12 protein-coding genes are annotated in these 13528 nt (G+C 54.9%); 8 read left to right on the forward strand and 4 right to left on the reverse strand.

The features are described from left to right. The first annotated feature begins 55 nt into the window (after positions 1 to 55). The 3 genes from HYD27_RS12490 (at position 56) to HYD27_RS12500 (ending at position 2559) form a co-directional block, all read left to right on the forward strand. Positions 56 to 1267, forward strand: a complete 1212-nt coding sequence (locus HYD27_RS12490; protein WP_219215530.1) for an MFS transporter — start codon at positions 56 to 58, stop codon at positions 1265 to 1267. Between the two features lie 136 nt (positions 1268 to 1403). Then, positions 1404 to 1934, forward strand: a complete 531-nt coding sequence (locus HYD27_RS12495) for a GNAT family N-acetyltransferase (RefSeq protein WP_219215532.1) — start codon at positions 1404 to 1406, stop codon at positions 1932 to 1934. Further along, a complete protein-coding gene (locus HYD27_RS12500; protein ID WP_219215534.1) occupies positions 1915 to 2559 on the forward strand; it encodes an MOSC domain-containing protein in 645 nt (214 codons plus the stop codon). Before HYD27_RS12495 ends, HYD27_RS12500 begins: the two co-directional genes overlap by 20 nt. A 1260-nt stretch (positions 2560 to 3819) precedes the next feature. On the opposite strand, the gene HYD27_RS12505 is transcribed toward HYD27_RS12500, so the two are convergent. Together HYD27_RS12505 and HYD27_RS12510 are read right to left on the reverse strand one after the other, a co-directional pair. Further along, positions 3820 to 4368 carry a GNAT family N-acetyltransferase gene (locus tag HYD27_RS12505; RefSeq protein WP_219215536.1) on the reverse strand — a complete coding sequence of 183 codons (549 nt, stop codon included), beginning with the start codon at positions 4366 to 4368 and terminating at the stop codon, positions 3820 to 3822. A 27-nt stretch (positions 4369 to 4395) separates the two neighbouring features. Continuing rightward, entirely contained in the window at positions 4396 to 4641 is a 246-nt protein-coding gene (locus HYD27_RS12510; RefSeq protein ID WP_219215537.1) for a DUF2164 domain-containing protein, read from the reverse strand. A gap of 223 nt (positions 4642 to 4864) precedes the next feature. Here HYD27_RS12510 and HYD27_RS12515 point away from each other — a divergent pair, with 223 nt between their 5' ends. Further along, positions 4865 to 6580 (forward strand): glutamine--tRNA ligase/YqeY domain fusion protein, encoded by a 1716-nt coding sequence (locus HYD27_RS12515; RefSeq protein ID WP_219215539.1) that lies wholly within the window; start codon positions 4865 to 4867, stop codon positions 6578 to 6580. Positions 6581 to 6718: 138 nt separating this feature from the next. Here HYD27_RS12515 and HYD27_RS12520 read toward each other — a convergent pair whose 3' ends face one another. Beyond that, positions 6719 to 7951, reverse strand: coding sequence for an MFS transporter (locus HYD27_RS12520; RefSeq protein WP_219215540.1), 1233 nt, complete (start codon positions 7949 to 7951; stop codon positions 6719 to 6721). A gap of 148 nt (positions 7952 to 8099) precedes the next feature. Between HYD27_RS12520 and mobA the strand changes: the two genes are divergently transcribed. The 4 genes from mobA to HYD27_RS12540 all read left to right on the forward strand — a co-directional run bounded on the left by mobA (position 8100) and on the right by HYD27_RS12540 (position 12358). Further along, positions 8100 to 8729, forward strand: a complete 630-nt coding sequence (gene mobA, locus HYD27_RS12525; protein ID WP_219215541.1) for a molybdenum cofactor guanylyltransferase — start codon at positions 8100 to 8102, stop codon at positions 8727 to 8729. Between the two features lie 92 nt (positions 8730 to 8821). Then, on the forward strand, positions 8822 to 10702 hold the full coding sequence (locus HYD27_RS12530; protein WP_219215542.1) for an ABC transporter ATP-binding protein: 1881 nt from the start codon (positions 8822 to 8824) through the stop codon (positions 10700 to 10702). Further along, positions 10632 to 11312, forward strand: a complete 681-nt coding sequence (locus tag HYD27_RS12535; RefSeq protein WP_219215543.1) for a response regulator transcription factor — start codon at positions 10632 to 10634, stop codon at positions 11310 to 11312. Before HYD27_RS12530 ends, HYD27_RS12535 begins: the two co-directional genes overlap by 71 nt. Next, on the forward strand, positions 11309 to 12358 hold the full coding sequence (locus tag HYD27_RS12540; protein WP_219215544.1) for a sensor histidine kinase: 1050 nt from the start codon (positions 11309 to 11311) through the stop codon (positions 12356 to 12358). The genes HYD27_RS12535 and HYD27_RS12540 overlap by 4 nt, the downstream gene beginning before the upstream one ends. Positions 12359 to 12416: 58 nt before the next feature. Here the strand turns inward: HYD27_RS12540 and HYD27_RS12545 are convergent, their stop codons facing one another. Beyond that, complete coding sequence (locus HYD27_RS12545) at positions 12417 to 13022, reverse strand: TetR/AcrR family transcriptional regulator (RefSeq protein WP_219215545.1); 606 nt, start codon at positions 13020 to 13022, stop codon at positions 12417 to 12419. Positions 13023 to 13528 lie beyond the last annotated feature (506 nt).

A 13528-nucleotide genomic window follows, 5' to 3' on the forward strand; every position in this document is an offset into this window, starting at 1 on the left:
GGATGATACTGGATGAATTAATGACACATAGATTACAGGGGATGAAAGACAAGATATGAAGTTTTTGCAAGCCTATCCGAAGGAAGTCAAGGTATTTCTGATTGCCAGCCTCATTAATGCCACCGGCAGCGCGCTGATGTGGCCGCTTGTTACCATGTATGTATTTGATGAGCTTGGCCGCAGTATGAAGGATGCCGGATTCGTGCTGCTTATTCAGGCTATGGGAGGCATCGCCGGCCAGCTGCTGGGCGGCTCGCTGTATCATAAGATTGGGGTCAACCGCCTGATCGTGGGTGCTCTTGCCCTGAACGCCCTGTCCCTGTTCGCCCTTCCGGCGGCCAGCGGCAATTGGCACATGTTCATTGTCGTTATGGGATTGTTTGGGCTGTTCAACTCGCTGTCGCTGCCGGCTATACAGGCATTTATCGGCTTCCGCTTTGCGGAGCAGCGCGGGGAGCTTTTCAATGTAATTTATGTTTCCAATAACATAGGTGTAGCGCTTGGAACGTCGCTGAGCGGCTTCCTGGCCAATTATATGCTGAGCTTTGTGCTGAATGGTCTGACCTCGGCGGTGTTTGCTGTATTTTTCTTCGTTTATTTACGCAGAGTAGGTTCAGTATCTCCTCAAGAGCAGACCCGGAAAAGACTACCGCAGCATGAACAGTCCGCCTGGAGGCTTATGGGCCACACACGCATTTATCTGTTCATGGCGCTGGGCTCGATGTTTTTGCTGATCGGCAATTCAATCTGGAATACAGGCGTGTCGCCGTTTATTATCTCGGAGGGCTGGCCGAAGCAGGCTTACGGTTTCCTTTGGACGCTGAACGGGGTTCTGATCTTCGCTGCACAGCCGCTGGTCAGCCTGATCAAACGCTGGTTCGCGGCCACATCAACGGCCCAAATGACAGCCAGCAGTGTGTTCTACCTGAGCGGCTATGCGGTGATTCTGCTTATGCCAAGCTATCCCGGCCTGCTGCTGGCGATGGTGCTGGCTACACTGGGAGAGATGCTGATTTCCCCGGCGATGCCGTCGTTCATCTCGGACCATGCGGACCGCAGTGCGCCATTCTATCTGGGCTTAAGCGGAGGCATCGGTGCGGTGGGCAGAGTCGTCGGGCCTTATCTGATGGGTGTCCAGTTTGACAGCGGAGGGCTTGCCCCGACGGGATGGCTGGCTTGCGCAATGGCCGTGCTGTCCGTGGGCTTCTTCGGATTTCATGCATACATCAACCGTACGGCCCGAACACTGGAACAAAATGCGGCATAAATTTGTAAACCTTGCAAAAGTGAAATAACCGGAAGCGAAGGGAAGTAACGGATAGTAATGGGAAGCAACGGGAATACGAAAAAGGGCATACTGCCCGCTTCCGGGTCATTAGAGTAAGGCAAGGGGTGTAAAGTAGATGCAACAATTGAACAAGGATTCCTTTACGATCCGGCCCTCCGAAATCAGGGATGCCCGGGAGCTGATCGTGCTTGATAATATGATCTGGACCGAGGATACAACGCCCGGCCCGTTAACCTGGCGCTCGCGGGAGGACTATCTGCTGCATGCCCCGCCCGGTTCGCAGCTGGTCGCTCTGCAGGATGGCGAGCTGTGCGGCTATGTCGGCTTCGGCTGTCCAAGCGGAATGGAGAGCAACCGCCATGTATGCGAGGTCAATATCGCCGTTCACCCGCGTTTTCAGCGAATGGGCATCGGGAGAAGGCTGATAGAGGCGATCAAAAGCCATGCGGCGGAGAATGGCATCCGCAAGCTGCGGCTTCGTGTGCTCTCCTGCAATGAACCCGCGCTAGCGTTCTACCGCAAATGCGGATTTGTGGAAGAGGGACGCCTGCGCGAGGAATTCTATCTGGGGGGACGTTACGTAGACGAGGTATTTATGAGCTGCATGCTGAATGGAGGGAATGAGGATGGAAGTCATTTCGCTTAATGTAGGCAAGCCCAAGACCGTTGATTACCGGGGCAAGCCCCTGGAAACGGGGATTTACAAGCTGCCTGCGGAAGGTAAGGTGCAGCTTCATCTCGAAGGCTTCGCAGGGGACGGACAAGCAGATCTGGTGAACCATGGCGGTGCCGACAAGGCCGTATGTGTGTATCCAATAGAGCATTATGCTTTTTGGGAACAGTGGCTTGGCAAGAGTCTGGAGTATTCCGCTTTCGGCGAAAATATCACCGCCAGCGGACTGCTGGAGACGGAGGTCTGCATCGGCGATGTGTACGAGATCGGATCGGCCCTGCTGCAGGTCAGCCAGCCGCGTTTTCCATGCTTTAAGCTTGCGCAAAAGCACGGTCCGGCCGATATGCCGGCCCAGGTGCTGAATACCGGCTATAGCGGCTTCTATTTCCGGGTGCTGCGCGAGGGGCAGCTTGCCGCCGGCGACAAAATCATCAAGAAGGAAAGCGGAGCAGGCAGCTTCCCCGTCAAGCAGGTGCTCTACCTGATGGAGCACGGGCGCAAGGACAAGAACGGGCTGGCGGAGCTGGCCCGGCTGGAGACCCTGTCCGCCGGCACCCGGGCGAAGTTCCAGGGCTGGCTGGATGCGCCGGAGAGCTAGGATTGTGCCGCTGCAAGCAGGCGCCTTGAGAGGGACGTCCGGCGCTTGCGAAACCGCTGCCGGGGCAATGCCGGCAGGCTTGCCGATCTTCGCCGCTGCTGCGCTACGGGAGCCGAGCAATAGCGCATTGAGTGGCCCGGCGCTGCTGGAGCCGCGAGCAGGAGCGCATTGAGTGGCCCGGCGCTACTGGAGCCGAGCGCAGAGCGCATTGAGTGGTCCGGCGCTGCTGGAGCCGCGAGCAGGAGCGCATTGAGTGGCCCGGCGCTACTGGAGCCGAGCGCAGAGCGCATTGAGTGGTCCGGCGCTGCTGGAGCCGCGAGCAGGAGCACATTACGTGAAGCTTCGCTGCTGGCTGATCGCTGAATGCTTGCAGCCAAGGCCGTTATTCAACCCTGCCCCCCAGCCGCTGCTGCTGCAACGAACTGGCGTGTTAAGATCTGGTGGTGTGCGTACACATCTATGGTGGTTCAGAGGATAGTACATTTGTAGCTCATAAATATTGCTTTCCGTTAAGTAACCAGAGATGCCAAGTGGATTTTGTACCACTAATTCTCCGGGATTTGTGCCATAACAGGATTAGTGGGATTTTGTACACTTAATTTGAGCAATTTCGGTGCCTGGTGGCTGATTTGATCAGATTAGTGTTACTTTTTCCACTTAATGCTGCTGGGGGAGCCGAAAAAGCTTCGATTAGTGTTACTTTTTCCACTTAGAGTCTGGTGTAGCTCACCGTCACCCCTGAACCTGACAACAATCGCAAGTTTTCTGAAGTTGACTTCTACAACGAATGTATTCACCTACTAGGAGCTTTACCACGTGCAGAAGTGTTACGTTCTTACGGGTAAATACGGGTAAATAATATTATTTAGACAAGCCAAACAACCCCGGAGGAATAAGAACCCGGGGTTTTGGGCGTTGCGATTCGGTTAGTTTGAACCGATGCCTTGGCCTCCTTGCCAACTTGCCTGTACCTTTCGCATCGCACACTGTGCCCGCACAACTACACATCCCGGACTGTGTCAAACTGCAGCAGCCTATATCCAGGACTGTGTCAAACTGCAGGAGCCTACACATCCCGGACTGTGTCAAACTGCAGCAGCCTAGACATCCGGGCTATTCCAGACTGCAATAGCCTATTCTTTCCGCGCTACTCCTACAGGAGCAGCATACTTTTCCATTTCCCATCCATTGAGCCAGGCCTGTACCTTTTGCGTCTGCATTCGGTCACACCTTGGCCTATGACTCACTGGCATGACTGGCTCACCCCAGCAGCTTCCACTCGCTGCGAAGCAGCCCGTAGACGGCGTGATTCACGTAGCCGCCCGGCAGCTTCTCTGCCTGACGGATGACGCCCTCAAAGACGAAGCCGAGCCGTTCAGGGATTGCCCGGCTGGGATGGTTGCCGGTAGCGCAGCGGATCTCGACGCGATTCAGGTCCATCTCCAGCAACGCATAGTCGACGAACACCCGGCAGGCGCTGGACATGTAGCCTTTGCCCTCGTAGCCTTCACCGAGCCAGTAGCCGATGCCGACCGAACGGTTGTGCCAGTCAATTTCATGGTATCCGATGATGCCGGCCAATTCCTCCCGGACCCACAGTCCGGCGGAGAAGCCGCCGTTCTCGCTGCCCTGCTTCACAGCATTTCTGATAAAAGTTTCCAAATGAGCCTGCTCTGTGACCCCATCCACCCAAGGCAGCCACTGTCTGAGCCGGGTGCGCGAGCGCTCCACCAGCGCGAACATATGGCGTGCATGCTCAGGCATGAGCAGCTTCAGTGTAAGCTCTTCATCAACAACAAAATTGAACATGAGGCTGCCCCCTCTGCGGCGCAAGGATTAACGTTTTTTCCATTCTAGCAGGTAAATGTCATCCTCCAGCGATTGCATCCGCTGGTTTATCAGCGTGCGGCAGTCGCCCAGCGCCCCATTATAAACCGCCGGCCCCAGCTCCTGAAGAAAAAAGTCCAGCAGGTTCTCCGCCGCCAGATAACCGATCGTCTCCCCGCGTTCGGCTTCGAAGTAGGCGCGGATATTCTCAGTAATGATCTCCCGCTGCTCTTTGGGCAGCTTGATTGGCTTCATGGACAAGTCCCCCTCGTATGGCATTTATACAGATACATACACCTTTAATCCCCATGCTACTCCATAGCCGGGAAATAAGTCAAAGTATGGTAAACGGGCAGTCCGCTGCAGCCGGACTTTCCAGCCGTTTCTTCTTGACTTTTATTGAACATTCCCCGCTTAACGGGTATATTAGTAGGAAACATGTTCATACAAGGAAGTAGTAATATTACAGAATGAAAGGTTGATAACTGTGGAGAACCGTGGAACACCCTCCAATTTCATCAAGAATGTCATTGCCGAAGATTTGAGCTCGGGCAAAGTGAAGGAAGTGGTTACCCGCTTTCCGCCGGAGCCGAACGGTTATTTACATATCGGGCATGCCAAAGCGATCTGGATTAACTTCACCCTGGCCGATGAATTCGGCGGCAAGACCCACTTGAGATTCGACGATACCAATCCGCTCAAAGAAGATACAGAATATGTGGAATCCATCCAGGAGGATGTGGAGTGGCTCGGCTATGAATGGGAAGAGCTGCGTTTTGCCTCGGATTATTTCGAAGAAATGTACAAGCGGGCGGAACTGCTGATTCAAAAAGGCAAGGCTTACGTGGATGATCTCACGGCGGAGCAAATCCGTGAGTATCGCGGTACGCTGACCGAGCCGGGAGTGAACAGCCCGCACCGGGAGCGTTCATCCGAAGAGAGCCTGGACCTGTTCCGGCGGATGCGTGCAGGAGAATTCAAGGATGGCGAGAAGGTGCTGCGCGCCAAAATCGATATGGCCTCGCCAAACATCAACCTGCGCGATCCGGTCATTTACCGGATTTCCCATTCGCATCATCATAATACGGGCGATGCCTGGTGCATCTATCCGATGTATACCTTTGCCCATCCGCTTGAGGATGCAATCGAGCACGTGACGCATTCCCTCTGCTCCCTGGAGTTCGAGGATCAGCGGCCGTTCTATGACTGGGTGGTAGCCGAATGCGAAATGCCGGCGTCGCCGCATCAGTATGAATTCGGCCGCCTCAATCTTGCCCAGACAGTAACGAGCAAGCGCAAGCTGAAGCTGCTGGTGGATGAAGGCCATGTAGACGGCTGGGATGACCCGCGTATGCCGACGATCTCCGGGCTTCGCCGCCGCGGATATACTCCGGAAGCGATCCGCAGCTTCGTGTATGAGACCGGCATTTCGAAGAGCCAGGGTCTGGTGGACCTGCAGATGCTGGAGCATTTCATCCGTGAGGATCTCAAGCTGACCGTTCCCCGGACGATGTCGGTGCTGCGGCCGCTGAAGGTGGTCATCACCAACTATCCCGAAGGCGAAACCGAGTGGTTCGAAATTGAGAACAATGTGGAGAATGAGGCCATGGGCACCCGCCAAATTCCGTTTTCCCGTGAAATCTATATTGAGCGCGATGACTTCATGGAGAACCCGCCGAACAAATATTTCCGCTTGTTCCCCGGCAACGAGGTGCGCTTGAAGAATGCCTATTTCATCAAATGTACGGATTTCATCAAGGACGAGAACGGCGAGGTTGTCGAGCTGCACTGCACGTATGATCCGGAAACCAAGAGCGGCAGCGGCTTCACCGGCCGCAAGGTCAAGGGAACGCTGCACTGGGTGGATGCCAGCCAGGCGGTACCGGCGGAGTTCCGTTTGTACGAGCCGCTGATTTCCGCAGAAGAAGCCGAGCAGGAAGCTGAAGTGGAGGGCATGGAGCCATCCGCCGACAAGCCGGAACCCACCTTCCTTGATCAGCTGAATCCGAAATCCATCGAAATTCTGCAGGGCTTTGTGGAGCCGGGGCTGAAGGACAGCGTGCCGCAGGACAAGTTCCAGTTCTTCCGCCATGGGTATTTCAACGTGGACAGCAAGTATTCCGCACCGGGGCAGCTGGTGTTCAATCTCATCGTTTCCCTGAAAAGTTCCTTCCAGCCTGCGAAACAAGGCTGAAGCCTTTGAAATGGCAAAAAAAAGCAGGCTTGGCTTCCTTTAGAGAAGGCCAAGCCTGCTTTTTTAAAAATTATATACGGCTGCTGTTCCTGCTAAGGGCGGCAAGGATTTTTCCGCTTGCTTCTTCAAGCCCGAGGCTCAACGGTTCAGATCCATTTCATCCAGATCTTCTTCCTGCTGCTCACCCGGAGGATGATAGCTGCCCCGGCTGACTAACAGCCACATGGCACCGAACCCCAGGGTGCCGATCAGCGTAAGAAAGACGCCGGACTGGTACATGCTCTGCGCGCCGAGATTCTGATACAGCCACCCGCCGAGCACGCCTCCCATAATACCCGAGATGCCGCTCCAGGTCAGGGTATACAGCGCTTGTCCCGAGGAACGGTAAGGCTTCGGAACCAGCAGCATGGTCAGCCGGGTGCCGACATAGAAGAAACCGCCGAATGTAACGCAGTGCAGAATTTGAATAAAAGCGACCTGCAGCGGTGTTGTCGCACCGGCCATCAGCCACCAGCGCAGGACGAACAGGGCGCTGACCAGCGCCAGCCAGCCGAGCAGCATCGGAATGCTGCGCTTCAGGTAACGGTCGCACAGCAGCAGAACTGCCACCTCAAGAATCGAGGAGAGGAACACGGCAAGGCCAATCATGGTCTTACTGCCTCCAAGCTCTGTAATATACAGGGAGACGAAGGTGTTGTTCATCGTATTCGGGATCGAGACCAGGATGCCAAAGAAGATGAAGCTGAGAAAAAACGGATGATAAAAGATCTGGCGGAAGTCTTTGAGCGGGAGCGGGGCAATGCCAATGGAATGACCCAGCCTTGGCAGCGCGATCAGTGAGATCATGGCTGCACAGAGCAGCGCGGCAAACAGATAGGACAGCACGGATACGCCGGCCCATTCAATCACCGGTCCGGCCAGGATTGCCGTAAGCGCCCAGCCCAGCGAACCCCATAGCCGGAAAGAACTGAAGCGGTGCCCTGTTCCGTCAATATAGCTTAGAATCATGGTGTTGCTCTCGGCAAACAGCGGACCTTGGAAGAAATAAAAAAACAGTATGGAGACATAGATCATTTCATATGTATTTGCCTGAAATACAACCTGGGACAGTACCAGTGTCCCCGTCAGCATTAGCAGGACAATCCGCCCGATATTCTGGTACCGGTCTGTCCAGATGCCCCAGAAGGGATTGGCGATAATGGAGACGAGTGCCCCTACAGACATTAAGCTCCCGATCTCCAGCTTGTTCATCCCCACTTCCTGCAGGTACAGTGGAAAGAAGCTGGTGAAGAGGACAACTGTTCCATACAGGAAGAAGTTGAACCACTTCAATGAGGTGAAGGAAAACTGTTTATCAAGGTTCTCCCGCAAAATTGGGCACTCCTTTCCTGCCAGATGCCTTGCATTTATTCATAGCAGCCCTGAAGATGCTGCTTCTACCACTGTAACACTTGTTGAAAAGGGATACAAACCAACTTTTGAGGAGATTTCCAAATCAAAGGGGAAGCGGAGGGGAAAGATGGAGATTACAGGGGTTATTTTGGCAGGGGGAGGCTCCCGGCGCATGGGAACCGACAAAGCGTTGCTCAGGCTGGGGGGAATGCCGCTAATCGCATACAGCGCAGCCCGCTTATCCGGCATAGCGGATAACATAGTGATAGCTTGCGGTGAAGCGGAGCGGGAGGCTTACCGTGTATTTCAGCTGCCGCTGATCCCGGACATATATCCAGGCCTGGGGCCGCTCGCAGGGCTGCATGCCGCGCTGGGGCAATCGCATACGGAATGGGTTGCTGTACAGGCCTGTGACCTGCCTTTTGCTTCGAAAGGGCTGTTTACGCACATGCTGGAAACTATAAGTGGCGGGGCGGCTGTGCAGGCCGTCGTTCCTGTAACTCCCGAAGGCAGAGTCCAGCCGCTTCTGGCGCTCTACCATAAGAGCATCCTTCCTGTCCTGGAGAAGTCCTTGCTGCAGCGAAGGCTGCGGGTAATGGAGGTACTGGATGCAATCGGTGTCCATTATGTCCGGGAGGGCGATTATCCGGAGGGTCCCGGAACACATGCCCTGTCCCTGCTGAATATGAACACGCCGGAGGATTATGCGGCCGCCCTCAAGCTGGCTCCAGCGTTGGCCGATGATTCTGCTGTTTAACTTCAGTTTACAATGCCGGGTTAATGTAATATTCAAGGCGGAGGGGACGAAGAACGTTACTGATATCAATCCGCTGGAAAAGGGGAACTTCCATGAACAACAATACATCCGCCAAGCGGCAAGGGGCGTCCTTGAAGCCGTTTCTGAAGCTGCTGCACGGGACTAAGCCATCCTATGGATTACTGGCTCTGGCTGTTGGACTGAGCATGATATCGACCCTGGTGGGTCTTTTAATCCCAATGTTTACCAAGAATCTGGTTGACGGGTTCTCGCTGGCCTCCATCAGCAAGCTGCAGATTGCCGCCATTGCGGGGGCATTTATTGCCCAGACCATTGCCGCAGGAGTCTCCATCTATCTGCTGAACTATGCCGGGCAGAAGGCAGTCGCAGGCCTGCGGGACCGGCTGTGGCGCAAATTCCTCGTGCTTCCGGTAGCCTATTACAACGATAACCGTACTGGAGAGAGCGTCAGCCGGATGACGAACGACACCGGGATTATTAAAACGCTTATCTCGGAGCATCTGGCGAGTCTGTTCACCGGGGTCATCTCCATTGTCGGCTCAATTGCCGTGCTGCTCTATCTAAACTGGCAAATGACGCTGGTGCTGTTCACAGTGCTCCCGCTGTCCGCACTGATTCTGGTGCCGCTGGGCCGGCAGATGTACAGGATATCCAAGGGCACGCAGGATGAAACGGCGTCCTTTACCGCCACACTGAGCGGTGTGTTGTCTGAAATCCGGCTGGTGAAATCCTCCGGCGCGGAACAGAAAGAATATGAAGCGGGGCGCACCGGGATCATGAACCTGCTGTCCTTCGGCATCCGCGAGGGCAAAATCAGCGCCATGATCAGCCCGCTGGTCTCCTTCGTATTCATGATGCTGCTGGTGGTTATTATCGGCTATGGCGGAATGCAGGTGTCTTCCGGCGCTCTTACCGCCGGGGAATTGGTTGCTTTTATTCTGTATTTAATTCAGATCGTGATGCCGCTGACCCAGCTGACCCAGTTCTTCACCCAGATTCAAAAGGCAAAAGGCGCTTCCGAACGGATTATTGAGACCCTTGCGGCTGATGAAGAGATTTATGAAGGGACAGAGGAAGCCAAGGGGGCGGAAGAACCTATTGTGGTCGATGATTTAAGCTTCGGCTATAAAACAGGCGAACAGGTGCTCAGCGGGGTAAGCTTCTCCATGCTGCCGGGACAGGTAACGGCAATTGTTGGACCCAGCGGGGGCGGCAAAACCACGCTTTTCTCGCTGCTGGAGCGGTTCTATGAACCGCAGAGCGGAGTGATCAGGCTTGGAGCGAAGCCGGTATCCGCCTTCTCTTTGCGTTCCTGGCGCAGGCTGATCGGCTACGTCTCCCAGGAAAGCCCGCTGCTCTCCGGCACAATTGCCGATAACCTCGCTTATGGCCTGAACCGGGAGGTCGGCACGGATGAGCTGCGCCGTGCTGCGGCGATGGCCTATGCCGACGGCTTCATCGACGAGCTTCCGCAGGGCTATGACACAGATGTGGGCGAACGCGGGGTAAAGCTCTCCGGAGGACAGCGCCAGCGGATCGCCATTGCCCGGGCACTGCTGCGGGATCCCAAGATTCTGATGCTCGACGAAGCCACCTCCAGTCTCGACAGCCAGTCTGAGGCGGTGGTGCAAAAGGCCTTGTCCAACCTGATGAAAGGGCGGACGACGATTGTGATTGCCCACCGGCTGGCTACTGTAGTGAATGCGGATCAGATTATTTTTATGGAGAAGGGCCGGATTACCGGCAGGGGCACGCATGAAGAATTGCTGCGGGAGCATGGGCTGTACCGGGAATTCGCCGAACAACAGCTGCAATTGAATTCACCGGAGTTGAATATACCGGAGCTCCCCGGCGGCGGTGAAGAGGAGGGTTCAGCGGGAAATGGCCAAAATATTGGTAGTGGACGACGATCCGCACATCCGCGAATTGGTGGAAGTCTTTTTGAAGGCTGAAGGAATGGATGAGGTGTACGGCGCTTCCGATGGGGTGGAGGCGCTGCGCCTTCTTGAAGATAATGGAGTGGATCTGGCGGTCATTGATGTCATGATGCCGAACATGGACGGCTGGGAGCTGTGCCGGGAGCTGCGGAGAACCTATGAGTTCCCGATTCTGATGCTGACGGCCAAAGGGGAAACCTCACAAATTGTCAAAGGCTTCGAGCTGGGCACCGACGACTACCTGGTCAAGCCATTTGAGCCGCCTGTGCTGGTCGCCCGCGTCAAAGCCTTGCTGAAACGGTATCAGATTTCCGCCGCGCAGAGCGTATCGGTCGGCCATTTGCGCATGAACCGCAAAACCTACGAGGTGTTCTCGGACCGGGGAAGCATAATGCTGCCGCTGAAGGAATTTGAGCTGCTGTTCAAGCTGGCGAGCTATCCGGGACAGACCCTGACGCGCGACCGGTTGATTGTAGAGATATGGGGATATGATTTTGAAGGCAACGAACGTACATTGGATGTGCATATCAACCGCCTGCGCGAGCGTTTTCCCAAGGAGCACTACGGCTTTGCCATCCGCACCGTCCGTGGACTGGGCTACCGGCTGGAGGGTGAGGACAAATGAGCAGGATTTGGGAGGTATGCAAGTTTATTTTCAAGTTTCTTAGCTTATTGCTGCTGCTGTTTGCCATCTGGAACGGAAGCTTTTTTGGGGCGAGGCTGCTTCTGCGGCAATTCGGCTGGTCGCTGTCCGATTACACCTATCAGGTGCTGATTATGGGACTGCAGGCGCTTATTTTCTTCTGCCTGGCCGGATTGGCCGCATTTTCCACACAGGGACGGGAGAGACGCTTTTATTTGCCGATTCTTTCGGCGATCCGCCAAATCTCCAAAGGGGATTTCCAAGTGGAGCTGAACAGCAAGGAGTACCGGCAGTTTGGCGGCATCGTGGAAGGGATCAACGAAATGGCGAGTGAGCTGAACCGGATGGAAACCATGCGCCAGGACTTCATTTCCAATGTCTCGCATGAGATCCAGTCACCGCTGACCTCAATCCGCGGCTTCGCCCGTGCGCTGAGAGATGATAATCTTAGTGCGGAGAGCAGGGCTCACTATCTTGACATCATTGAAGCGGAGGGCAGCCGCCTTTCCGGACTCAGCGACAATCTGCTGAAGCTGTCGGCGCTGGAAGCGGAGAGCTTTCCATTCGAGCGGAAGGCTTACCGCCTGGATAAGCAGCTTCAGGAGATGATTCTCGCCTGCGAGCCGCAGTGGCTGGGCAAGGCGATTGATGTGGAGGCTGAGCTGGAGGAGGTAACGGTGCATGCGGTGCAAGATTTGCTGAGCCAGGTATGGACCAACCTGCTGCATAACAGCATTAAGTTCACTCCGCCGGGCGGGTTGATCAGCGTGCGGCTGCGCACCGTGGAGGAGACGGTTGAAGTGGAGATCAGGGATAGCGGCATAGGCATCGCAGAGGAGGAGCTGCCCCGCATTTTTGAGCGCTTCTACAAGGTCGATCAGGCCAGAAGCACCAGCGGCGGCGGCAGCGGGCTTGGCTTGTCGCTGGTGAAGAAAATTGTGGAAATCCACGAGGGCGGCATAACCATAACAAGCCGCCCGGACAAAGGGACGGCTTGTACCGTGACTTTGCCTAGACGGCTTGGATAATTCCCGCCGTTTACGTACAGCGTCTGTCCGGTGGTCCAGCCGGATTGCGGTTAGGCTTTTAATGAACAGAAGCTGTAAGTCCCCGCTCCAAAAGCAGCCAGAGCTGCTCGAAATCCTGCTGAATGCCTGCATTGTGCCATTCATAGGCATGGGCCGGATGGTGGAACCTGGCAGTCGCGTGAAAAAGCGAACGTGCAAGCGTCCCGGTTCCGCCGGCAAACGCAATTCTCTTCTGTTGTGCCGCCCGGTCAATGAGGACACTCATCTGATCAACAATCCTCTGAATGTGCACCTGCACCAGCTCGGCGGCCTCTATGGTAACATCGGTATACATCTTGAACATCTCACTGTCCTGCTCGGAATAGTGAAGCTTCAGCCCGATCAGCCGCATGAGGTAGATTCTCAGCTGTGCCAGAGCATTGTCAGCCTGGGCCTCGACCACTTCTGACAGCGGCATAATGATCCGCTCCTCCAGCCAACGTTCTGTTACAGCTTCCCTCAGTGCCGCTTTGCTGGGGAAATGGCGGTAAAGGGTACCGTGGCTGACTCCCAGCAGCCTGGCCACATCGGTTACCGAGGTCTTGTCGGGTCCGAATCTGCGCAGCGTCTGTTCTGCAGCATCCATAATCTCGGTTTTGCTCAAAAAAGAGCTTGATTTACTCATGAGCTCCCCCTCCTGTTGTAGCTAGAATAACATCCTTCGCTTGGAATGACAAATATTAAATTTTGTTACTTGAAGTGGATTGAGGCCGCTTTCCCTGATGGGAGGCGGTTTGCTCAAAGATAAGAATTTATAGGTTTCACGCTAAAAATTAGCCTTATCTATCTCGCTGAAACGGATACCGTCCTTAAGGACGGCGTAGCCGTTTCCACTTGTTGTCTTTGTCAATTGCGAGAAAGGGTGCATAAAGTTGAGGATCAGTTAAAATGCGCGGGCATCGTGCTGAACCTGTTGGTTTTTAAGCTCTGCAGGAGGAAGCGCGGAATTAAGGCGGCGGCGGGGATCACTACAGGGGCAGGGACGTAAAGTGAAGTGGAAAAAGGTAACTACTTAGGTCCTGGTTGTCACGAGAACGAAAACTGATCTTGGATCGCAAGAAGCAAGGAAGGAAGAAGGGGGCGAGATTGTTTGCGAAGGGAAGAAATCACACTGCGAATTCGGGCAAATTC

The organism is Paenibacillus sp. S150 (assembly GCF_019352175.1).
In the GTDB taxonomy this organism is placed as follows: Bacteria; Bacillota; Bacilli; order Paenibacillales; family Paenibacillaceae; genus Paenibacillus_AQ.

What these genes read in the sequence shown, in the direction of transcription:
- HYD27_RS12505 (WP_219215536.1), bottom strand. Translation starts at nt 4,368, where the DNA reads ATGTTCAATTTTGTTGTTGATGAAGAGCTTACACTGAAGCTGCTCATG.
- HYD27_RS12500 (WP_219215534.1), top strand. Translation starts at nt 1,915, where the DNA reads ATGGAAGTCATTTCGCTTAATGTAGGCAAGCCCAAGACCGTTGATTAC.
- HYD27_RS12490 (WP_219215530.1), top strand. Translation starts at nt 56, where the DNA reads ATGAAGTTTTTGCAAGCCTATCCGAAGGAAGTCAAGGTATTTCTGATT.
- HYD27_RS12545 (WP_219215545.1), bottom strand. Translation starts at nt 13,022, where the DNA reads ATGAGTAAATCAAGCTCTTTTTTGAGCAAAACCGAGATTATGGATGCT.
- HYD27_RS12495 (WP_219215532.1), top strand. Translation starts at nt 1,404, where the DNA reads ATGCAACAATTGAACAAGGATTCCTTTACGATCCGGCCCTCCGAAATC.
- HYD27_RS12530 (WP_219215542.1), top strand. Translation starts at nt 8,822, where the DNA reads ATGAACAACAATACATCCGCCAAGCGGCAAGGGGCGTCCTTGAAGCCG.
- HYD27_RS12535 (WP_219215543.1), top strand. Translation starts at nt 10,632, where the DNA reads ATGGCCAAAATATTGGTAGTGGACGACGATCCGCACATCCGCGAATTG.
- HYD27_RS12540 (WP_219215544.1), top strand. Translation starts at nt 11,309, where the DNA reads ATGAGCAGGATTTGGGAGGTATGCAAGTTTATTTTCAAGTTTCTTAGC.
- mobA (WP_219215541.1), top strand. Translation starts at nt 8,100, where the DNA reads ATGGAGATTACAGGGGTTATTTTGGCAGGGGGAGGCTCCCGGCGCATG.
- HYD27_RS12510 (WP_219215537.1), bottom strand. Translation starts at nt 4,641, where the DNA reads ATGAAGCCAATCAAGCTGCCCAAAGAGCAGCGGGAGATCATTACTGAG.